General features: G+C 70.7%; 17 protein-coding genes and 2 pseudogenes. 8 read left to right on the plus strand and 11 right to left on the minus strand.

Annotated features, from left to right (window positions below; translation table 11 throughout):
- Positions 1 to 189: pseudogene (locus tag GA0115254_RS04975) on the minus strand (hypothetical protein); the annotation flags it as partial.
- A gap of 200 nt (positions 190 to 389) precedes the next feature.
- Here GA0115254_RS04975 and GA0115254_RS04980 point away from each other — a divergent pair.
- Together GA0115254_RS04980 and GA0115254_RS04985 are read left to right on the plus strand one after the other, a co-directional pair.
- Entirely contained in the window at positions 390 to 854 is a 465-nt protein-coding gene (locus GA0115254_RS04980) for a GNAT family N-acetyltransferase (protein ID WP_093894166.1), read from the plus strand.
- Positions 855 to 889: 35 nt separating this feature from the next.
- Positions 890 to 2,437, plus strand: coding sequence for a trifunctional class I SAM-dependent methyltransferase/NUDIX hydrolase/VOC family protein (locus GA0115254_RS04985; protein ID WP_093894056.1), 1,548 nt, complete (start codon positions 890 to 892; stop codon positions 2,435 to 2,437).
- Between the two features lie 194 nt (positions 2,438 to 2,631).
- Here the strand turns inward: GA0115254_RS04985 and GA0115254_RS04990 are convergent, their stop codons facing one another.
- The 3 genes from GA0115254_RS04990 to GA0115254_RS05000 form a co-directional block, all read right to left on the minus strand.
- Positions 2,632 to 4,059, minus strand: a complete 1,428-nt coding sequence (locus GA0115254_RS04990; RefSeq protein WP_093894057.1) for an amidase — start codon at positions 4,057 to 4,059, stop codon at positions 2,632 to 2,634.
- A 314-nt stretch (positions 4,060 to 4,373) separates the two neighbouring features.
- On the minus strand, positions 4,374 to 6,011 hold the full coding sequence (locus GA0115254_RS04995; RefSeq protein ID WP_093894058.1) for an amidohydrolase: 1,638 nt from the start codon (positions 6,009 to 6,011) through the stop codon (positions 4,374 to 4,376).
- A gap of 91 nt (positions 6,012 to 6,102) precedes the next feature.
- Positions 6,103 to 7,530 carry an APC family permease gene (locus GA0115254_RS05000; protein WP_093894059.1) on the minus strand — a complete coding sequence of 476 codons (1,428 nt, stop codon included), beginning with the start codon at positions 7,528 to 7,530 and terminating at the stop codon, positions 6,103 to 6,105.
- Positions 7,531 to 7,702: 172 nt separating this feature from the next.
- Between GA0115254_RS05000 and GA0115254_RS05005 the strand changes: the two genes are divergently transcribed.
- Positions 7,703 to 8,419, plus strand: a complete 717-nt coding sequence (locus tag GA0115254_RS05005) for a TetR/AcrR family transcriptional regulator (RefSeq protein ID WP_093894060.1) — start codon at positions 7,703 to 7,705, stop codon at positions 8,417 to 8,419.
- A 19-nt stretch (positions 8,420 to 8,438) separates the two neighbouring features.
- Positions 8,439 to 9,272, plus strand: a pseudogene (locus GA0115254_RS05010) (NAD(P)/FAD-dependent oxidoreductase); the annotation flags it as partial.
- Positions 9,273 to 9,583: 311 nt separating this feature from the next.
- Here GA0115254_RS05010 and htpG read toward each other — a convergent pair.
- The 3 genes from htpG to GA0115254_RS05025 all read right to left on the minus strand — a co-directional run bounded on the left by htpG (position 9,584) and on the right by GA0115254_RS05025 (position 13,262).
- Positions 9,584 to 11,530: a molecular chaperone HtpG gene (gene htpG / locus GA0115254_RS05015; RefSeq protein ID WP_093894062.1), complete on the minus strand. Its 1,947-nt coding sequence runs from the start codon at positions 11,528 to 11,530 to the stop codon at positions 9,584 to 9,586.
- A 336-nt stretch (positions 11,531 to 11,866) separates the two neighbouring features.
- A complete protein-coding gene (locus GA0115254_RS05020) occupies positions 11,867 to 12,361 on the minus strand; it encodes a ribonuclease FAU-1 family protein (RefSeq protein WP_093894063.1) in 495 nt (164 codons plus the stop codon).
- A complete protein-coding gene (locus GA0115254_RS05025; RefSeq protein WP_093894064.1) occupies positions 12,342 to 13,262 on the minus strand; it encodes a GNAT family N-acetyltransferase in 921 nt (306 codons plus the stop codon). The genes GA0115254_RS05020 and GA0115254_RS05025 overlap by 20 nt, the downstream gene beginning before the upstream one ends.
- 69 nt (positions 13,263 to 13,331) lie before the next feature.
- Here GA0115254_RS05025 and GA0115254_RS05030 point away from each other — a divergent pair, with 69 nt between their 5' ends.
- Positions 13,332 to 13,709 carry a GntR family transcriptional regulator gene (locus tag GA0115254_RS05030; RefSeq protein ID WP_093894065.1) on the plus strand — a complete coding sequence of 126 codons (378 nt, stop codon included), beginning with the start codon at positions 13,332 to 13,334 and terminating at the stop codon, positions 13,707 to 13,709.
- Between the two features lie 82 nt (positions 13,710 to 13,791).
- Here GA0115254_RS05030 and GA0115254_RS05035 read toward each other — a convergent pair whose 3' ends face one another.
- The gene (locus GA0115254_RS05035; protein ID WP_370740828.1) at positions 13,792 to 14,886 is read right to left on the minus strand and encodes a DUF5925 domain-containing protein; all 1,095 of its coding nucleotides are present in this window, start codon (positions 14,884 to 14,886) and stop codon (positions 13,792 to 13,794) included.
- A 224-nt stretch (positions 14,887 to 15,110) separates the two neighbouring features.
- Here GA0115254_RS05035 and GA0115254_RS05040 point away from each other — a divergent pair, with 224 nt between their 5' ends.
- Together GA0115254_RS05040 and GA0115254_RS05045 are read left to right on the plus strand one after the other, a co-directional pair.
- A complete protein-coding gene (locus GA0115254_RS05040) occupies positions 15,111 to 15,920 on the plus strand; it encodes an SGNH/GDSL hydrolase family protein (RefSeq protein WP_093894067.1) in 810 nt (269 codons plus the stop codon).
- 271 nt (positions 15,921 to 16,191) lie between these two features.
- Positions 16,192 to 16,455: a hypothetical protein gene (locus tag GA0115254_RS05045; protein ID WP_093894068.1), complete on the plus strand. Its 264-nt coding sequence runs from the start codon at positions 16,192 to 16,194 to the stop codon at positions 16,453 to 16,455.
- A gap of 305 nt (positions 16,456 to 16,760) precedes the next feature.
- Here the strand turns inward: GA0115254_RS05045 and GA0115254_RS05050 are convergent, their stop codons facing one another.
- Entirely contained in the window at positions 16,761 to 17,513 is a 753-nt protein-coding gene (locus GA0115254_RS05050) for an ABC transporter permease (RefSeq protein ID WP_256102403.1), read from the minus strand.
- A gap of 71 nt (positions 17,514 to 17,584) precedes the next feature.
- On the minus strand, positions 17,585 to 18,562 hold the full coding sequence (locus GA0115254_RS05055; RefSeq protein WP_093894070.1) for an ATP-binding cassette domain-containing protein: 978 nt from the start codon (positions 18,560 to 18,562) through the stop codon (positions 17,585 to 17,587).
- A 64-nt stretch (positions 18,563 to 18,626) separates the two neighbouring features.
- On the opposite strand from GA0115254_RS05055, the gene GA0115254_RS05060 reads away from it, so the two are divergent.
- Positions 18,627 to 19,334 (plus strand): TetR/AcrR family transcriptional regulator, encoded by a 708-nt coding sequence (locus GA0115254_RS05060; RefSeq protein WP_093894071.1) that lies wholly within the window; start codon positions 18,627 to 18,629, stop codon positions 19,332 to 19,334.
- Between the two features lie 22 nt (positions 19,335 to 19,356).
- On the opposite strand, the gene GA0115254_RS05065 is transcribed toward GA0115254_RS05060, so the two are convergent.
- Positions 19,357 to 20,583: a type ISP restriction/modification enzyme gene (locus GA0115254_RS05065; RefSeq protein WP_093894072.1), complete on the minus strand. Its 1,227-nt coding sequence runs from the start codon at positions 20,581 to 20,583 to the stop codon at positions 19,357 to 19,359.
- Positions 20,584 to 20,613 lie beyond the last annotated feature (30 nt).

Raw genomic sequence — 20,613 nt, forward strand, 5'->3', positions numbered from 1 at the left:
CCCGCGGACTCGCCCCAGGTGCTCAGTGTCGGTGCCGGCCCCGACGGCGGCCCGGCGGCGGACCGGGGCGAACAGTGCGGCCGCACCACCGATGGTCAGGTAACGGGTACTGCCGTCACCACCCGTCTCGGCGAGGCTCTCGCCCGCCGGGGCGGGGGTGGTGGCGCTGTCCGGCTCGGGCGCGGTCACCTCGGTCGGAGCGGCCTCGGATCCGGCCGCCGGAGCGGCCTCGGTGACCTTCGCGCCCGTACTGGTTCACGTCCGGGCGGAGGCGAAGCCGGCCGTTCCCGCCTCCGAAATGGCTGCTGAGCGCGGTGACGGCGATCGTCATGACCGCCTTGAGGACCCGCTCAGCAACGATGGAGAACAGCCGGCCGTATGGTGCGTACATGACCGCTGAAGCTTCCGAGGAGATCCGCCTCGCCACCCCGGCCGACGTCCCCGCCGTGCGGGCCGTCACCGACGCCGCCTACCGGCACTACATCGAACGCATCGGTCTCGTACCCGCACCGATGGAGGCGGACCACGCGGCGGATGTCGCCGCGGGCCGGGTGCACGTGACAGGGGTCCCGGACGTCATCGGTGTGCTGGTCCTCGTACCGCACGACGACCACCTCTTCCTGGAGTCCGTCGCCGTCCACCCGGACGCGGCCGGCCGGGGAGTCGGCCGGCGGCTGCTCGCCCACGTGGACGCGCACGCCCGCAGCCTCGGCCTCCCCGAGATCCGGCTCTACACCAACGCCCTGATGTGGGAGAACCAGAAGCTCTACCCGCGCTACGGGTACGAGCTGGTGGAGCGCCGTGTGGACGGCGTGTACGACCGCTTCCACTACCGCAAGCGGCCGGCCGACTGATCGACTCCGTCGATGGGGGATGGCACGATCGGCTCATGACGACGATCGACTGGGATTCCGCAGCCGACTCCTTCGACGAGGAGCCCGATCACGGTCTGCTCGACCCGGCGGTCCGGCACGCCTGGGCGCAGCGGCTGGAGAGCTGGCTGCCCGGTGAGCGCTCGGAGGTGCTCGACCTGGGATGCGGCACCGGAAGCCTTGCGCTGCTCGTCGCCGGGCAGGGGCACCGGGTCACCGCCGTCGACCGGTCGCCGCGCATGGTGGAGCAGGCGCGGGCCAAGCTCGCCGGGACGGGTACCGGGGTGTTTCTCGGAGACGCGGCCCAACCACCGGTCGGAAAGCAGCAGTTCGACGTGATCCTGGCCAGGCATGTCGTGTTTCTGCTGCCTGATCCGGCGGCAGTCCTGCGCCACTGGTTCACCCTGCTGCGGCCCGGCGGCCGGCTGATCCTGATCGAAGGTGTCTGGGGCGGCGTCGGCCTCTCCGCCGAGCGGCTGACCGGACTTCTCTCCGGGCTCACCGAACGCATCCACCACGAGCGGCTCTCCGACGATCCGACCCTGTGGGGCAAGCAGGTCGACGACGAGCGCTACGCCCTGGTGGCCCGCGCCGAACCGCCGCACCGGCACACCGAGGTCGTCGATGTGCATCTGATCCTCCGCCGCGGCCCGGACGTCCTGCTCGCCCGCCGGGCCAATACCGGTTACGCGGACGGGCTGTTCAACGGACCGTCCGGACATGTCGAGGACGGCGAGGACGTCCGCGAGGCGATGATCCGCGAGGCCGCCGAGGAGATCGGTGTCGAACTCGGCCCGGACGAACTGCGGGTCGCCCTGGTCATGCAGCACCGGGGCCCCGGCGGCAGTCCCAGGACCGGCTGGTTCTTCGAGGCGGAGTACGACCCCGCCCGCCCGCCGTACAACCGCGAACCGGACAAGTGCTCCGAGCTGACATGGTTCCCGCTGGACGCCCTCCCGGACGACATCGTCGCCTACTGCCGCGCGGGACTCGACGGCTACCGCGCGGGGGAGCACTTCCTGATCCACTGGCACGAGGACGGCGACACCGTGGCATACCAGCCGCACGCGATCCCCCGCGCCGTCCCGCTGCCGGCCGGCGGGGCCCGCACTGGCGGGGTGCACCACATCGAACTGTGGGTGCCCGATCTGCCGGCGGCCGAGCAGGGGTGGGGCTGGCTGCTCGGCGAGCTGGGCCATGTCCCGTACCAGCGCTGGGAACACGGGCGGAGCTGGCGGCGCGGCGACAGCTATGTGGTGGTCGAGCGGTCACCCGACCTGACCGGGGGGACGCACGACCGCTGCCACCCCGGACTCAATCACCTGGCGTTCCATGTCCGGGACCGCGCCACCCTCGACGCACTGGTGGCCAGGGCCCCGGAACACGGCTGGCGGCCGCTCTTCCCGGACCGGTACCCGCACGCGGGCGGCGACGGGCACATCGCCGCCTACCTGGAGGACGCGGCGGGGTACGAGGTGGAGCTGGTCGCCGGAGTCCCGCAGATCCGCCCCGCGCCCCAGGCCCCGGCGCCGAACACCGACGTATGGGCTTGGCGCCGGGACTGAAAGGGCGTTCAGGTCAGGTCCGGTCCGGAACGATTTCGCGTAGCCCCCGTCGAGCGGGACGGCGGCAGCCTCGGGGGACCGGTGTTCCGCACCGGTGGCGGGTCGGCCTCGATGCGAGGGTGGCGACCTGCCGGGTGTGTCTGGCCTTCCGCGACAGAACAACCAGTCCGTGGTTCCAGTGCCCTGACGCTACGTCAGAGAACTGGAACACTGCTCCAGGGCCGGACGGACTCGATCGCCGCCGCGACGCGGAACACCGTGGCGTCGTCGTAGGTGCGTCCGACGACCTGCACCCCCGTCGGTACTCCGGTCGAGGCGAAACCGGACGGCACGCTCAGCACCGGGCAGCGGCTGGCTATGTTGAACGCTGTGGTCATCGCGGATTCCAGATAGAAGTCCAGTTCGACGCCGTTGATCACGACCTTGGTCGAGAGGTGGTCGTCGTCCGCCCTGAGCGCCGGGACGGCGGTCGTCGGGCACAGCAGGACGTCGTAGCGGTCCAGCAGCGTGCCGAGCGTAGTCTGCACCGCGGCCTCGATCTCAAGACCTTGCAGGAAGCTGCCGGGCTCGCGGACGGCCTCGGCGGCCCGCCGGGCGAAGTCGAGTGCGTACGTGGTGAGCTGGTCGCCGTGCTCGGCGGCGACCGAGGCGATGTAGGGGCCGAAGATCGAGCCGAAGTGGATCATCGCTGCCCGCATCACGTCCGCGCGCATGATGGGGACTTCCACCTCCTCGACGATGGCACCGGCCGCGCGCAGCGCCTCCGCGACCGCGCGGGTGTTGGCCTCGACCTCGGGGTCGACCGGCCAGTCCCCGAGGGTGACCGAGAGCGCCACCCGCAGGCCTTCGGCGCTCTCGAACCGCTCGGGCAGGACGAGTTCGGACCGCAGCGAGACGGCGTCCAACGGGTGCGGCCCCGCGATGACGTTCTCCAGCAGGGCGCAGTCGGCGACGGTGCGCGCCATCGGGCCGTCGTGGCAGTACGTGTCGAGGTTGAACGGCGTCATCGCCGGCACGCGCCCGTACGGCGGCTTGAAGCCGACCGTGCCCGTGTACGAAGCGGGGATGCGGATCGAGCCGCCGATGTCGGAGCCGGTCGCGAGCGTCGTCTCGCCCGCCGCGAGTGCGGCGCCCGCGCCGCCCGAGGAGCCACCCGGGGTGAACTCCGGGTTCCACGGGTTGCGGGTGACGCCCCACAGCCGTGATTGCGTGTATCCCGCGCAACTGAACTCCGGGGTCGTGGTCCGGGCGTGCACGATGCCGCCGGCGGCCTGGACCCGCTCGATCACCGGGTGCGTCTGTTCGGCGATCTCCCCCTGGAACGCCAGGGAGCCGTCCGTGCTGAGGCGCCCCGCGATGGGCTGCTCCTCCTTCGTCGCGACGGCGAGGCCCTCCAGCGCACGGGGTGCTTCGCCCTTGCCCCCGTACCGGGCTTCGGCCTCGCGGGCGGCGGCGAGTGCCTCCTCGAAGGTCTGCTCCGCAAGGGCGTTGACCTTCGGCTCGACGGCTTCGGCACGCGCGATGATCGCGGTCATCAGCTCGACCGGCGAGAGGGAACGGTCACGGAAGCGGCGCAGGGCCTCGGTCGCCGGCAGATGGGCGAGGTCGGTGAGGTCGGTCATGTGAGGGTCCTTTGCGATGAATCGGAGGAGTCGGGTGGGCGCGCGGCGTCATCCGCCGAATACGGGCCGGACCTCGTCCGGGGCCGCGGCCCCGGGGCCGGGTGGCGCGTGCGGGGACGCCGGGGCTGCTCAGGACGGTGTCGTGGGACCGGATTCGCTGATCCTTCCGCCCCGGCGAGGCCGTCTCGTCGGTGATGTGCCGGACGACCGCGAGGCCGTGGCGGACAGGAGGAGGCCGATGCCCTCGTCGCGCCGGGCGCGGGCGAGCGCGGGGGAGTGTCCCCGGGGGCGGCCGGGGACCGTTGGCGCGGCCGTCAGGAGGCGGAGTGCACCAGCGCTCCCCCCACGTAGGTCTGCAGAACCCGGGCCGTGTGGATCTCCTCGGCCGGGTTGGTGAAGATGTCCCGGTCGAGGACCACCAGGTCGGCGAGGTGGCCCGGCCGCAGGGTACCGGCGTCGTCCGTGCCGTTGACGTGGGCCGACCCCGCCGTGTAGGAGGCGACGGCGGTGGCGAGGTCGAGCCGCTGTTCGGGCAGGAAGACCCGGCCGTCGGTTGCCCCGGGCTGCATCCGGTTGACGGCGACATGGATTCCGGCGAGCGGGTCGGGGCTGCTCACGGACCAGTCGCTGCCTGCCGCGAGCGTCGCGCCGGCCCGCAGCAGGGAACCGAAGGGGTACTGCCAGGCGGCGCGCTCGGGGCCCAGGTAGGGGATGGTCAGCTCGTCCATCTGCGGCTCGTGCGAGGCCCAGAGCGGCTGGATGTTGGCTATCGCCCCGAGCCTGGCGAAACGCGGGATGTCGTCGGGGTGGACCACCTGCAGGTGAGCGAGGTGGTGTCGGGTGGCACGGCGGCCGTTGGCGGTGCGGGCCGCCTCGATCGCATCCAGTGCCTCGCGCACCGCGCGGTCGCCGAGGGCGTGGAAGTGCACCTGGAAGTCGAGCGCGTCGAGCTCGGTGACGTACGCGCGCAGCGCGACCGGGTCGACGAAGCTCAGGCCGCTGTTGGCGGTGGCACAGCCGCAGCCGTCCAGGTAGGGGGTGGTCATCGCGGCGGTGAAGTTCTCCGCGATGCCGTCCTGCATGATCTTCACCGAGCCGGCCCGGAACCTGCCGTGGGCCAGTTCCTCGCGGCGGGAGACCAGCTCCGGGATCTGGTCGGAGCCCCGGCCGCGGTCCCACCAGAGCGCGCCGTTGACCCGGGCGGTGAGAGTTCCCCCGCGGGCGGCGGTGAGATATGCGTCGGAGGGGTCGGGCTGGCCGTTGAACACGCCGAGCAGGGCGTCCTGCCAGCCGGTGATCCCGAGCGAGTGGAGCAGCCGCTGCGCGCGCAGCAGGCCGTCGAGGCGGTCGGCGGCGGTCTTCTCGGGCACCAGCCGGGCCACCAGGCCGGTGGCGCCTTCCTGGAGGACGCCGCTCGGTGTGCCGTCGCCCTCCCGTTCGATCCGGCCGTCGGCGGGGTCCGGGGTGTCCCGGGTGATGCCCGCGAGTTCGAGCGCGCGGGTGTTGGCCCAGGCACCGTGGTGGTCGCGGTTGACCAGGTACACCGGCCGGTCCGGTACCACCGAGTCGAGCAGCTGCCGGGTCGGGAGGCCGCCCTCGAAGCTCTCCAGGGACCAGCCGCCACCGGTGATCCAGGTGCTGTCGGGGTGGGCATGGGCGAACTCGCGGAGGCGGTGCAGGTATTCGTCGACTCCCACGGTGCCGCTGAGGTCGCACTCGGCGAGCTCCAGGCCGCCGTAGACGGCGTGAATGTGGGAATCCTGGAAGCCGGGAAGCAGCAGCTTGCCCCTGAGGTCGACCACTTCGGTCTTCGGGCCGATCAGCTCCCGTACCTCGTCATGGCCGACGGCCGAGATCCGCTCCCCTGTGACGGCGAGGCTGCTCGCCCGGGTGCGGGCGGAGTCCCCGGTGTGCACGGGGCCTTGGGTGAAGACCAGATCGGCCTTGGTCATGGAAGGTGCTCCTGGTGGGTCGGCGGCCGCGAACGGACCGCTGGAGGGAACGAGGTGCCGCGGTCCGCGCCGCGCGTCAGCGGGGCGCCGGTCAGACGGCGGTGTCATGGGTACCGATGAAGTAGGGCGACCGGCGGTGCCAGCGGGCCCACGCGGCGGCCAGCAGTCCGGAACCGATCATCAGGACCGGGACGAGCAGTGCGAACCAGCCGTTGTCGGCGGAGACTTCGAAGTGATCGGTGGAGCGGTAGAAGGTCCAGGTGAGGTAGCCGCCGGTGGCGAGCAGCGCGAGCGCGCCCAGCACCGGTCCGACGACGGCGCGCAGGGCCTCCAGCGGTGACGTGCGCAACAGGTGGCGGAAGCGCACCGCGGCGGCCGCGGCGGTGAGGGCGTAGTAGAGGGCGACGACGATGCCGATCGCGTTGACGGCGGCGAAGATCAAGTCGTTGACGGTGGGGATGACCAGCGCCGCCGTGGCGAGGACCAGGGCGATCGCGGTGATCAGCAGGGTGCCGACGGCGGGGGTCCCGTGCTTGGGATGCAGCCGCGTCCAGACGGGACCGAGAACGCCGTCGCGGCCCATCGCGTACATCCCGCGCGCGGTGGGGATGACCGAGGCCTGGAGGGACGCCACCGCGGAGAACGTGAGGGCGATGAGCGGCAGTGCGGCCAGCGGCTGTTCGGCAAGCTTCATACCGAAGTAGGCAAGTCCCTGCGCGCCGTTGTCGGCCAGTTCGTCCAGCGGCAGGACCCGTTGGAAGGCGGTGCCGGCGAGCAGGAAGAGGAGCAGCATGACGGTCAGGGCGATGAATCCGCCGCGGGAGGCGTCCCGCGGGTCACTGACCTCTTCACCGACGCTGAAGACCGACTCGAAGCCCCAGTAGCAGAAGACCGCGAGCACCATGCCCTGGGCGAGGGCCGCGGCTGAGGGGATGTCGAAGGGGTTGAACCACTGGAGCGAGAAGGGCTGGTCCCCGGCGAACAGACCGTAGCCGCAGAAGGCGAGCAGCACGCCGTACTCGAAGATCAACAGGTACTTCTGCAGACGCGCCGCGAGGTCGAGTCCGCGGACGGCGACCAGTGCGGCGGCGACCAGGACGGCCATGCCGAGCAGGGTGGACTGGAGGGTGGAGTCCGGATCGAGGGAGAGACCGGCGACGCTGTGGACGGAGGCCTGGCCGAGGAGCTGGATGGTCGCCGAGCCCGTCACGGTGGTGGTGTAGGCCATGAACACGATGGTGCCGACGACGTTGACCCATCCGATCAGGAATCCCAGCCAGGGGCTGAAGATGTCGCCGACCCACTTGTAGCTGCTGCCGGCGTTGGGTTCGACGCGGTTGAGCCGCCCATAGCCGCCGGCTATGCCGAGCACGGGCAGGAAGGCCAGCAGCATGATCGCCGGTAGATGCAGGCCGACGATGCTCGCCATCAGACCGAGTCCGATGCCGATGCTGCTGGTCGCCGCGGTGCTCGACGCGGCGAGGACGATGCCGTCGACGACGCCTATGGATTTCCGCATCGTGGCCTCGGGGGCCTGGGCGTTTCTTATCGGCGTGGTGCTTGCACTTGTCACTGGTACCACCAACGGATCGTCGCCTTGCGCAGGGGAAGGTGGGCGGAGGGCCCGGATGGCAGGCCATGAAACCGCTGCCCCCTTCACACGTCAATGGCGTTGTCATAAGCTCCGCGCCATGAATGAGCGTGTGGTTCCGGAGCCGCAGCGGCGGCGCAGAAGGCCGACGAAGCAGGGCATGGTGCTCTCCGAGCAGGTCATCGTGGAGACGGCCCTGCGGCTGGTCGGTCAGCACGGTGCGGACGCGTTGACGGTCCGGCGGCTGGGAGCGGCGCTGGGCGCCGACCCCAGTGCGCTCTACCGGTACTTCCGCAACACCGACGACCTGCTGCTGGCGGTCGCCGACGAGCTCATCGGCCGTGCCCAGCTCGGCTGGCGGTCCACCGGCCAGTGGCGTACCGACCTGTGCGAGCTGGGTCTGCGTGTCCACGCCTCGTACCAGGCGCATCCGCAGGCCGCCCTGCTGGCGGCGCACCGGACGACCGGGCGGGACAACGAGATGCGGGCCGTGGAGAGGGTCCTCGGCGTGCTGCGGTCGGCGGGCTTCGGCGACCGGGAAGCGGTGCGGATCTATCACGCCTTCGTGGACCAGGCGCTCGCCTTCGCGGCCCTGGACGCGGCGGCGCTCGCCCTGCCGGCTCCCGCGCAGGCGGCCGATCTCCAGGTGTGGCAGGACCGCTACGGGCGCCTGGATGCGAGCGCCTATCCCCACATCGCCGCCACCGCGCAACTGCTGGCGGTCGACATGATGCTCAGTGGCTATCCGTTCGCGCTGGAGTTGCTGCTCGACGCCGTCGAGGCCAGGCTGCCCCGGGCGGGCGGGGAGGCCGGCTGAGTCCGGATCGGGCGCTCCCGCCCTGTTCAACCCCGCACGTCTCGCGTGGGGCCTCAAGCAGGTCTGTCTGGACCTCGGCGTACGCATCCACGAGCACACCCGGGCAACGGCCATCGAGGAGAGCGGCCCGGGGATCATGGTGCGGACCCCCTACGGACGCGTCCTGGCCAACCGGGTCGCCCTCGCGACCAACGCCTTCCCCTCCCTGGTCAAGCGGCACCGCCTCTACACCGTCCCCGTGTACGACTACGCGCTGATGACGGAACCGTTGACGGACGAACAGCTTGCTTCCATCGGCTGGCGCAACCGGCAGGGATTCTCCGACGCGGCCAACCAGTTCCACTACGTGCGGCTCTCGACCGACAACCGCATCCTGTGGGGCGGCTACGACACCCTCTACCACTATCGGGGCCGGGTGCGTGCCGAGCATGACCAGCGGCCGGAGACCTTCGCCACCCTGGCCCGGCACTTCTTCCGGACCTTCCCGCAACTGGAAGGGTTGCGCTTCACCCACGCCTGGGGCGGCGCGATCGACACCTGCACCCGCTTCTCCGCGTTCTTCGACACCACTCACCGGGGCCGGGTCGCTTTCGCGGCCGGATTCACCGGTCTCGGCGTGGGCGCGACCCGCTTCGGTGCCGAGGTGATGCTCGACCTGCTGGCGGGCGAGCGCACCGAGCGGACCCAACTGGAGATGGTGCGGCGCAAGCCCCTTCCGTTTCCGCCGGAACCGGTCCGATGGGCGGGAATCCAGGCCACCAGGTGGTCTCTCGCCCGCGCGGACGAGAACTCCGGGCGACGCAACCTCTGGCTCAAGACCCTCGACCGGCTCGGCCTCGGCTTCGGAAGCTGATGTCCCGTCGTCCGATCGAGGCCGTTCCTCGGACCTTCGTGAACCGGCCGGTGCGGTAGGTGCCGGCGACCGCTCCGCAGCGCGAGCGGCAGGTCCACCGGAACGGATGATCAGGTCCGGGTCGGCCGACGGGGCACGATTCCGGTGACTGGTGCCACCGGCAGGACCGGCCGCCGCGTGGTGCAGCAGATGAAGGACCGGGGAGTTCCGGCGCGGGCTGCATCCCCAACTACGGGACAGCCCTCAGGGCCTGTCCGGCCCTGATCCCCCGGACAGCCCGCGGGGGCTGTCCGGGGTGTCGTTGCCTCGGCTCACAGGGTGCGCTCAAGGCGGTCGGCCATCAGTCTGACGAAGCGCGACGGGTCGCCCAGTTCGCCGCCCTCGGCCAGCAGCGCCAGGTCGTGGAGGAGTTCGGCCGTCTCCTCCAGGCCGGTGGCGGCATCCTCGCCGCGTTCGGCATGTGCCCGGTTGAGACCGCTGACCAGCGGGTGCTCCGGGTTGAGTTCGAGGATGCGCTTCACGTGGGGGACGGGCTGGCCCATGGCGCGGTACATGTTCTCCAGCGCCGGCGTCACATCGTGCGTGTCCGAGACGATGCAGGCGGGCGAGACGGTGAGGCGCGAGGAGAGTCGTACCTCCTTGACGGTCTCGCCCAGCCGGTCCGTCATCCAGGCGAGCAGATCCGCGTACTCCTGCTGACGGTTCTCGCGCTCGGTCGCGGCCTCCTTCTTCTCCTCCTCGGTGCCGAGGTCGACCTCGCCCTTGGCGACGGACCGCAGCTTCTTGCCGTCGAACTCGGGTTCGGCCTCGACCCACACCTCGTCGACGGGATCGGTCAGCAGCAGCACCTCGACGCCCTTGGCCCGGAACGCCTCCATGTGCGGGGAGTTCTCGATGGCCTGCCGGGACTCGCCCGTGAGGTAGTAGATGTGCTCCTGGCCGTCCTTCATCCGCTCCACGTACTGCCGCAGCGTGGTCGGCTCGTCCTTGTCGTGGGTCGTGGCGAAGGAGGCGACACCGAGGATGGCATCGCGGTTCTCGAAGTCGCTCAGCAGCCCCTCCTTGAGGACACGGCCGAACTCCCGCCAGAACGTGGCGTAGCGCTCCGGGTCGGCGGACATCATGTCCTTGACCGTCGACAGCACCTTCTTCGCCAGACGCCGGTGCATCAACTGGATCTGGCGGTCCTGCTGGAGGATCTCGCGCGACACGTTGAGCGACAGGTCCTGAGCGTCGACGACGCCCTTGACGAAGCGCAGGTACGGCGGCATCAGCGCTTCGCAGTCGTCCATGATGAAGACGCGCTTCACATAGAGCTGGATACCGCGCTTGTACCCCTGCATGAACAGGTCCTGGGGCGCGTGCGACGGGATGAAGAGCAGTGCCTGGTACTCGAAGGTGCCCTCCGCCTGCAGCCGGATGGTTTCGAGCGGGGCGATCCAGTCGTGGCTGATGTGCTTGTACAGCTCGTGGTACTCGTCGTCCGTGACCTCGTCGCGCGAGCGCGCCCAGAGGGCCTTCATCGAGTTGAGGGTCTCGGGTTCGCGCGGGGCGTCGTCGGCCGCTGCCCCGGAGTCCGCGGTCGCTGCGGCGTCTGCGGCCGCGGTCTCCGGAGCCATCCTGACGGGCCAGGTGATGAAGTCCGAATACCGCTTGACGATCTCCCTGATCTTCCAGGCAGAGGTGTAGTCGTAGAGCCGGTCATCGGCGTCCTCCGGCTTGAGCCGGAGGACGACCGAGGTGCCCTGGGGAGCGCTGTCGACGGTCTCGATCGTGTACGTGCCCTCGCCGGTCGACGTCCAGCGGGTGCCCTGGCTCTCGCCCGCGCGCCGGGTGAGCAGCGTGACTTCGTCGGCCACCATGAAGCTGGAGTAGAACCCGACACCGAACTGGCCGATCAGCCCTTCGGCCGCGGCGCTGTCCTCGGCCTCCTTGAGCTCGCGCAGGAACTTCGCCGTGCCCGAGTTCGCGATGGTCCCGATGAGCTGGACCACTTCGTCGTGCGACATTCCGATGCCGTTGTCCCGCACGGTCAGCGTACGGGCCTGCTTGTCGGTCTCGATGCCGATGTGGAGGTCGGACACGTCCGCGCCGAGCGAGTCGTCGCGGAGTGCTTCGAGGCGCAACTTGTCGAGCGCGTCGGAGGCGTTGGAGACGAGTTCGCGCAGGAACACGTCCTTGTTCGAGTAGATCGAGTGGATCATCATCTGCAGAAGCTGGCGCGCTTCCACCTGAAACTCGAACGTCTCACTGGGCATAATCCGTGATTCCTTCTCAGGTCACCGGGTGGGGAACTGACCTGAGAACTGTAGATCAACTGGTCATCACGGGAGCTGCGTTCCGACAGTCAGGGGTGTCCGTCGTGCCGTTCCGGCGGTAGGGCCGGGCCGGACTCGCGGCAATTCGGCACAGACCGGGCGCGCTCTCCCTGGATGCGCCGACGGACACGGCCTCCGTGTCCTGTGGTCCTCGCCGTGCCAAACCTCTGTTCCGTTGCGGCCATCGAGCTGACGGCCGACGGCTGACGGCTGACGCAAGCGGTGGACGGGGCCCGGGCGGACCGTACAGCGGTCCGCCCGGAATCCGGAAGCCGGTCAGACCAGCAACGTCGCGAGGCCCTCCGCGCGGGCCAGGTGTTCCAGTTCGTCCAGCGCCCGGCGGGCCGCGTCGGCCGCCGCCGGATCGCGTTCGGCGAGACCGCTCTCCTCGAACTCGTCCTCGTCCAGCCGGAGTACGGACGAGCCGTCCGCCGACACCCACAGATCGAGATCCAGGTCCTCGACCAGAAGCTCCGCGTCCCGCAGCACGGCGGGACGGGTGATGTCGCAGTACCAGCCCTTGAGTTCGCCCGTGCCGGTACGGACCTCCTTCACGGCGAACCAGCGGTCGCGCCAGTAGTGCTCGGTGAACACATCGCCCGGCTCGAACCGTACGAAGCCGAAGTCACGGACCCCCGGCGCCGCCCAGGGCGCACGCACCGTCACCCGGGTGCCGTCGTCGCGGACCACATCCGCCGGGTAGCGGATCTTGGTCCGCCCGGCCTTCACCAGGGCGACCACCAGTGCGGTCTCAGCCGAACTTGCGGACATACCGCACCTCCGTTGCACAGATCTCGTAGCCGAACCATCGATTGACCGCCAGCATCGGACCGTTGTCCGCGTCATTGCCGGTGTACGCGTCCGTGTACCCGGCGGCGCGCGCCCGGTGCAGCGAGTCGTTCTTCGCGAGCCTGGCCAGGCCCCGGTTGCGGTACGCCCGGCGGGTTCCGGTCATCCCCGACATGTAGCGGGTCAGACCGTCGGTCTGCGCCGCGCTGAACGCCACCACCTTCCCGTCGGCCACCACGACCGAGGTCAACTCGTGGTCGAGCCCGGGGTGGCGCCAGATCTGATTCAGCCAGTCCTCGTAGTCGGACAGTTCGGCCCGGGTGTCGCTCGGCTCGTCGGCCGTGGTCTCGGCGTCCGCCTCGAAGAGCGGGCGCGGATCGTCCGCGAAGTCCGCGGCGGTACACAGCTCGACGTCCGCCGGGGTCTCCTGACGGGGCGGCAGTGAGCCGTTGGTCAGATCGAGGTGGAGGAAATGAGCCGAGCGGCTCGGCGCGTAACCGCGCTTCTCGGCGAACGCGCGGTTCGACGGGGTGTCGAGCACCCAGGTGTACAGCGCGAGCGCGCCCTCCCGGGCGAGGTACTCCTCGGCCGTGCTCAGCAGCAACCCACCTGCCCCGTGCCCGGTGCGGTCCGGATGCGTGTACGGATTGCAGAACGCCTGGCCGGGCTCGGGGCTGTCGTGGACGAGACCGACCTGCGCGGTCCCGATGAGCTCGCCGTCCTCCTCGGCGACCAGCAGCCGGTAGCGCTTGTCGGGATGGGCGGCGGCCAGATCGAAGGCGACCTGCTCGGGAGTCGTCACCATGTAGGGCAGTGCGGCGCGGCGGACCCGCACCCAGGCCTCTGCGTCGGCGGGCAGGAAGTCGCGAACGAGGACAGTCATGGGCCGGACGTTACGCGTGGTCCCGCACGGGCGCCGCTGATTTTCCCGGTGGTGGGGGACAATCGGCGCGTGACCCTGAAGATCGCCCTTGATCCGGATTCCGGTACCGCTCCGTACGAGCAACTGCGCACACGGATCTCCGAACTGGCCCGCTCCGGCGCGTTGCCCGTCGGTTTCAGACTTCCGACCGTACGCGGCTTCGCCGAGGAGCTCGGCCTCGCCGCGAACACCGTCGCCAAGGCGTACCGGGCGCTGGAGGCCGACGGGGTGATCGAGACCCGTGGCCGCAATGGCACGTTCATCGCCGCTGCCGGTGATGCGGCGGACCGGCACGCGGCGGCAGCGGCGCAGGAATACGCGGAGCAGGCCCGGCGACTGGGCCTGTCCCGGGCCGCGGCGCTGTCCCTGGCCGAGGACGCGGTGCGGGCGGCGTACGCGGCGCGATGAGTGGGGACCGAGGCGGGGCAGGGTCCGGCGCCGGCCGCCGGACCCTGCCCTCAAGCGCCGGACAGGCTTGATTTTTCCGGGCTCAGAGGTACAGGCCCGCGTCCGCACCGGAATCCTGCTTCGGCACCGACGCGGGACCGCTGCCCCGCCGTAGCGCGTACAGCTCGGCGAGCGTGGCGCCCTCGCGGCCCAGCCCTTCCTCCGTACCCAGCCAGGCCGCCGCCTCCTTGCGGGTCAGCGAGCCCACTTCGATCCTGGCGAGGCAGCGGCCGGGCCTGACCACGGCCGGGTGGAGCCGCTCCAGGTCCTCGTTGGTGGTGACGCCCACCAGCACATTGCGGCCCTGGCCCAGCAGCCCGTCGGTGAGGTTCAGCAGCCGGGACAGCGCCTGGCCCGCCGTGTGCTTCGCCTCGCCGCGGATCAACTCGTCGCAGTCCTCCAGAAGCAGCAGCCGCCAACGGCCTTTCGCCGTGCCGTCGTCCTCACCGATCGCGATGTCCATCAGATAGCCGACATCGTTGAAGAGCCGCTCCGGATCGAGTACGCAGTCGACCTGGCACCAGTCCCGCCACGAGCGCGCGAGCGTGCGCAGTGCGGACGTCTTGCCGGTGCCGGGCGGGCCGTGCAGCAGGAGCAGCCGGCCGGCGATGTCGTCGGGCGTGACCTTCATCAGCCGGTCCATGGCATCGGCCACCGGTGCCGTGTAGTTGTTGCGGACCTCGTCCCACGTACCGGCGGCGATCTGCCGGGTGGTGCGGTACGGGCCGCGGCGCGGGGACACGTACCAGAAGCCCATCGTCACATTCTCGGGCTGCGGTTCCGGTTCGTCCTGGGCGCCGTCCGTCGCCTGGCCGAGAATCCTCTGCGCCAGCTCCGGGCTGGTCGCGGTGACCGTGACATCGGCGCCGCGGTTCCACCGCGAGATGAGCAGCGTCCAGCCGTCGCCCTCGGCGAGCGTGGCGCTGCGGTCGTCGTCGCGGGCGGCGCGCAGCACTCTGGCGGCCGGGGGCAGCAGGGTGGCCCCGGCCTTGACACGGTCGAGGGAGGAGCTGTGCGAGTACGGCTGCTCGCCCGTCGCGAAGCGGCCGAGAAACAGCGCGTCGACGACGTCGGACGGGGAATCGCTGTCGTCGACGGTGAGCCGGATCGGCAGAGCGGACTCAGGGTTGGCAGACATGGCGCCCATGATCCGGCAAGGGGGCACCCGGCGCACCCAGGTTTCGCCACCTTTCTCCCTGCTTCCGGCGGGCGGACCACGGACATGACGCGACCTCAGGGGGACGCGCGGGAGAACTCATTGGACCAACTTGGCATGGACACTTCCGGTAGGGGTGTGGGTACTGCTACCACGGACACGGCAGACCAGGCGGAGATCCTGCCGGTCGGTCCAAGGGAGGTTCCATGAAGATGTCCAGACTCGTGGCGTTCTCGTCCTCGCTCCTGCTCGGTGCCGTACTCGCTCTGACCGGAGCGGCCACCGCCAACGCCGCACAGTCTGTTCAGGCCGTCGACTACGTCGCCCTCGGCGACTCGTACTCCTCGGGTGTCGGATCCGGCAGTTACGACAGTGCCAGCGGTGACTGCAAGCGCAGCACCAAGGCCTACCCCGCACTCTGGGCCGCCGCCAACTCGCCGTCGTCCTTCGGCTTCACCGCCTGCTCCGGTGCCCGTACGGGTGATGTCAAGGCCAACCAGCTCGGCCCCCTCAGCGCCTCGACCGACCTCGTCTCGATCTCCATCGGCGGCAATGACGCGGGTTTCTCCGACGTCATGACCACCTGTGTCCTCCAGTCGGAGGCCACCTGTCTCAGCCGGATCGCCACGGCCCGCAGCTATGTCGACACCACCCTGCCCGGCAATCTCGACTCGGTGTACTCGGCGATCCGGACCAAGGCGCCGTCCGCTCATGTCGTCGTTCTCGGCTACCCGCGCTTCTACAAGATCGGTGGCAGCTGTGTCGTCGGCCTGAGCGACAAGGTGCGCACCGCGATCAACGGTGCCGCCGACTACCTCAACACGACGACCGCCAAGCGCGCCGCCGACCACGGCTTCACCTTCGTCGATGTCACGGGGAACTTCACCGGCCACGAGATCTGCTCCGGAAGTGCATGGCTGCACAGTCTCAACTGGCTCAACATCGGTGAGTCGTACCACCCCACCGCAGCCGGACAGTCGGGCGGCTACCTGCCCGGCTTCAACTCGGCCGCCTGACCCCCACCCAGTGCATGTGCCGGGCCCGTTCAGTCGCCTGACGGGTAGGGGACCCCGTCCGCAGGGGTCTCCGTCCGGCGCCCCGTCGATCCATTGCGGCCGAACCACTTCCGTTCTGTCCAACTCGCCCTGGAATCGGGCGGATTCGGGAGCCGGTCGTCAGCCTCCGTATGTGTGTGCTCAATCCTGCGACCGGGATACACGGGTGTAGTCGCGGGGGGATAGGGTTAACCTGCCCGGGCCGGGTGCCCTCGTACGGGTGGGGAGTGACATGGAACAGATAACGATGCGCAGCAGGCCACGTGTGCCTGCCATCACATGCGGGAGCAGTGCGACGAGTTCGCGCCTCGACCGCCATCTCGCGGTGCTCGGCGGCCCTGCCGTCCCACAGCGGGAGGCCGCGGAGGCGACGCTGCTGATGCGTGAGCTCACCTCGCGCGATGCCGCCCACAGCCGCCGGAGCAAGAGTGAGCGGGTCTCGCTCTTCGCGCCGCTGCGGCGACTGCGACGCTCGCTCTTCGGCAGCCGCCACTGACTCGACGGCCCGTCACGACCGCACTTCGGTACACCGCCCGGGCTCCCCGGCCAGGGTCCGTCGCCCAGGCCCCCCGCTCGGGGCCGCGCAGGCGATCACACCGTCCCGGCGCTGCGCTGCTGTCTGCTCTCCCGTCATCCCCGGGGCTTGCAGTAGCGCTTCGGTGTGTTCGCCGGGCGTCGGTACGGCGACCGCCGACGGTTACGTCCGTCCACTCGTACCTATCGCGTACGTAACGTCTTTGTTTCCGCTCGGCACTACTCCGGACCGGCTCGCCGCGCTGCCCCGGTGAGCGCGGCGCGCGGTCACTCGCCGCCGCGCGCGTGACGCCGTACGGCCAGCGGCACGAACACCGCGAGGAGCACCGCCGACCAGGCGAGCGTTCCGGCCACCGGGTGGGCGACCGGCCAGGCCGCGTCGGCGGCCGGGGACGCATTGCCGAACAGTTCGCGGGTGGCCGAGGCCATGGTGCTGATCGGGTTCCACTCCGCGATCGTCCGCAGCCAGCCCGGCAGATTGTCGGTCGGGATGTACGCACTCGACAGCAGCGGCAGGATGAAGGTGGCGCTGCCCAGCTGGCCGGCGATCTCCTCGTTGCGGATCAGCAGGCCCAGCCAGCAGCCCAGCCACGACGTGGCGAACCGCAGGAGCAGCAGCAGCCCGAAGGCGCCCAGGGCGGCGAGCGGACCGCCCTCGATCCGCCAGCCGACCGCGAGTCCGACCAGGATCAGCGGAATCATGCCGATGGCCGTGGTCAGCAGATCGGCGGCGGTCTGGCCGAACGGTACGGCGGCCCGGCTCATCGGCAGCGTGCGGAGCCGGTCCATCACCCCGCGATGGCAGTCCTGCGAGGCCTGGAACATCCCGACCATGATGCCGTTGGCCGCCGTCGCCGCCAGCAGGCCCGGCACCAGGAACGCGCGGTACTCCTGGCCGGGCATGGCCAGGGCGCTGCCGAACACGTACCCGAAGAACAGCAGCATCGTGATCGGCATGGTCTGGGTCAGGATCATTACGCCCGGCGCCGCTTTGATCCGCTGCAGATGGCGGCCCAGCATGGCCAGGGCATCGGCGATCGGGGTGCTTGTGGCGGGCGCGACAGACTGCTCGTGGGCCAGTGCGGTGCTGCTCATGCTGCCGTCTCCTTCAGGGGCGGGGAGGTGCGGCCGTCGCCGCGGTCGGTCAGGCGGAGGAAGACCTCGTCGAGCGTCGGCGGGCGCAGGCTCGCGTCGATCACCGGTACTCCCGCTGCGTCGAGTTCGCGGACGATACGGGGGAGGGTGAGCGTGGTGTCGGTCGCGACGGCGCCCACGGTGCGGCGCTCGTGGTCGAGTACCGGTTCGGTGCCGGTGAGCTGGTCGAGTACGCCTGCCGCCGGGACCAGCGCCGATGCATGGGGGACGACCACTTCGGCGTAGCTGCCGATGCGGGCCTTCAGCTCGGTGGGGGTGCCGCGATGGGCGGCCCGGCCCTGATCGATCAGCACGATGTCGTCGGCCAGCTGATCGGCCTCCTCCAGATACTGCGTGGTGAGCAGGACGGTCGTGCCCCGGCCGGCCAGTTCCCGTACCGCCGCCCAGATCCGGTTGCGGCTGTGCGGGTCGAGTCCGGTGGTCGGCTCGTCCAGGAAGAGCACCCGCGGGCGGGTCAGCAGACTGGCGGCGAGGTCGAGGCGGCGGCGCATGCCGCCCGAGTAGGTGCGGGCCGGGCGGTCGGCGGCCTCCGTCAGCTCGAAGCGCTCCAGGAGTTCGTCGGCGCGGGTGCGCGCGGCCTCGCCGCGGAACCGGAGCAGCTTGGCGAAGAGCCGCAGGTTCTGCCGGCCGGACAGTTCGCCGTCGACCGAGGCGCTCTGCCCGGTGACGCCGATCGCCGCGCGCACCGCGCCCGCCTCGCGCACCACGTCGTGGCCCGCCACCCGGGCGCTTCCGCCGTCCGGGACCGTCAGCGTGGTGAGGACCCGGACAGCGGTGGTCTTGCCCGCGCCGTTCGGCCCCAGTACTCCGCAGACGGTGCCTTCGGCGACCGCGAGATCGAGCCCCCGCAGCGCATGGACGTTTCCGTAGTGCTTCTCCAGACCTTCACTAAGTACAGCGTACGTAGTTGTCATGCGGCTTACCATACCGCACTACGTACGGTGTACGTAACTACGATGGTGGGAGAGGTGGTGATCAATGGTGGGGCGACCCGCTGTACCCGAAGTGATCTGGGCGCGCCCCGAGCGTGCGGGCCGCGGCCCCAGGCCCGCTTTCAGTCGCGCCGACATCGCGGCAGCCGCCGTCCGCATCGCCGATGCGGAGGGTTTCGACGCGGTGTCCATGCGGAAGGTCGCGGCGGAGCTCGGCTGCGGCACGATGTCGCTCTACAACTACGTGCCGCGCAAGGAGGACCTGTACGAGCTGATGCTCGACGCGGTCAGCGGCGGGTACGAGTTCCCGGAGCCGTCCGGCGACTGGCGCGCCGATCTCATCGCACTGGCCCATCAGGCCCGCGGGATGATGCACCGCCACACCTGGGTGCCCCGGCTGATGTCACCCGTGTACGGCTTCAGCCCGAACTCCCTGCGGTATCTGGAGTACTCGCTCAGCTGCCTGGACGGGGTGGACGCACGGTTCGGCGAGAAGATGGAACTCATCGCCATGGTCAACGGTGTGGTCACCACCTATGTGGCCAACGAGATCGCCACGGCGGAGCGCAGCCGGTCGCTGCCCTGGTCCGAGGAGCAGGAGCACGCCGTGCGCACCGGCTATCTGATCAGCCAGATCGCCACCGGGAAGTATCCGCGGATGGCGGCGGGATTCGCCGAGGACCCCGGGCCGATCGATCTGGACGGGGTCTTCGACCGGGCGCTGCGCCGGGTGCTGGACTCCTTCGACCGGTAGCGAGTGGGGCCGGGGCGCGCCGTCACAGCAGCGCGAACTGCCCGTCCGGGCCCTCCTCCTGATGGTCGAGCACCGATGCGGGCCGGCGGGCCGTGACCGGGACCGGCAGGACGCCCGCCGCGCGGAGGTCGTCGGCCGTGATCTGCGGGCCGTCGGCCAGGCCCTCCCGCCGTGGCCGGAGTCCGTCGAGCAGGGCGAGCACGGTGATCAGTTCCAGCAACTCCGAGGTCCACTCCTGGAGCCAGGCCCGGGGCCTGACCGCTTCCAGGCCGTCCATGTCCTGCGCTCCGGCCGCCGCCGTACGGCGCTCGAACCACAGCTCCAGCATCCGGACCCCGCCCACCCGGAACTCCCACGCCCCGGCCGGCACGGGCGAGATACGGCCCGTGTCCAGCGTCAGCGTCTCGTCGTCGGGGTCGTACTCCAAGGCGGTCGGTACGGGCGGAACCGCGGCCCGCACATAGGGGCGCCGCCCACCGGGCAGCCGCGGGCGCTCACCGCCCCGGGCGCCGCGCAGCTGCAACCGCAGCAACTCCTGCCCCAGCTCCACCCCCGCCGACCATCGCTCCGTTTCGGCGGGCAGCGGCACTGCGCACCCGGCGGGGGAAGGGCGGGCCGCCGCGAGTGTCCACGCCAGCACGGACCGATCGGTGACCGCGTCCCCGTGGCGGGCCCGCAGCAGCGCGAGCAGTCCGGGGGCAAGATTGGGTTCGAGACCGCCGGGGCGCCGGTACAGCGGCCGGATGCGGCCCGGCCGGCCGGCGGGGGAGTGACCGTCCGGCAACAGCGCCGTCACGGAGAGGGCGGGACCGGTGTCCTGCGGTACGTAACCGTGCTCGACGACGAAGAGCTGGTGCCCGTCGGCGACCCGCCACAGCTCGGGGCGGGCGGCATCGATCAGCCGGTGATCGGGGAGCAGCCACTGTTCGTCGAACGGGCCGTGCAGGATCCGTACCGGCTCGGGGCACGGTCCGGTCTCGCGGGCGAACCGGCCGGTGGAGGTGGCCTGCCCGGGAAGTGCCGCCACCGCGGTCTGCGGGGTACGGGAACGGGTGGGCCGGAACAGCCGTTCGCGTTCGGCGGCCTCCGCCCGGGCCAGCCGCTCCCAACGGGCCTTGAGCGAACCGGCATCCGGGGCGGTCACCCAGGGGCGCCCGGTCCGCAGAGGCCGTACGGACCATGGCATGAGGTCGTCGAGCAGCGGGGTGTCGTCGTCCCCGCCGGTTCCGGCCGCCGCCCGTGCTGCCACCGTGTCGTCCTCCCCGTCGCCACGCCGCCT

The sequence above is a fragment of the Streptomyces sp. Ncost-T10-10d genome, from assembly GCF_900091955.1.
In the GTDB taxonomy this organism is placed as follows: Bacteria; Actinomycetota; Actinomycetes; order Streptomycetales; family Streptomycetaceae; genus Streptomyces.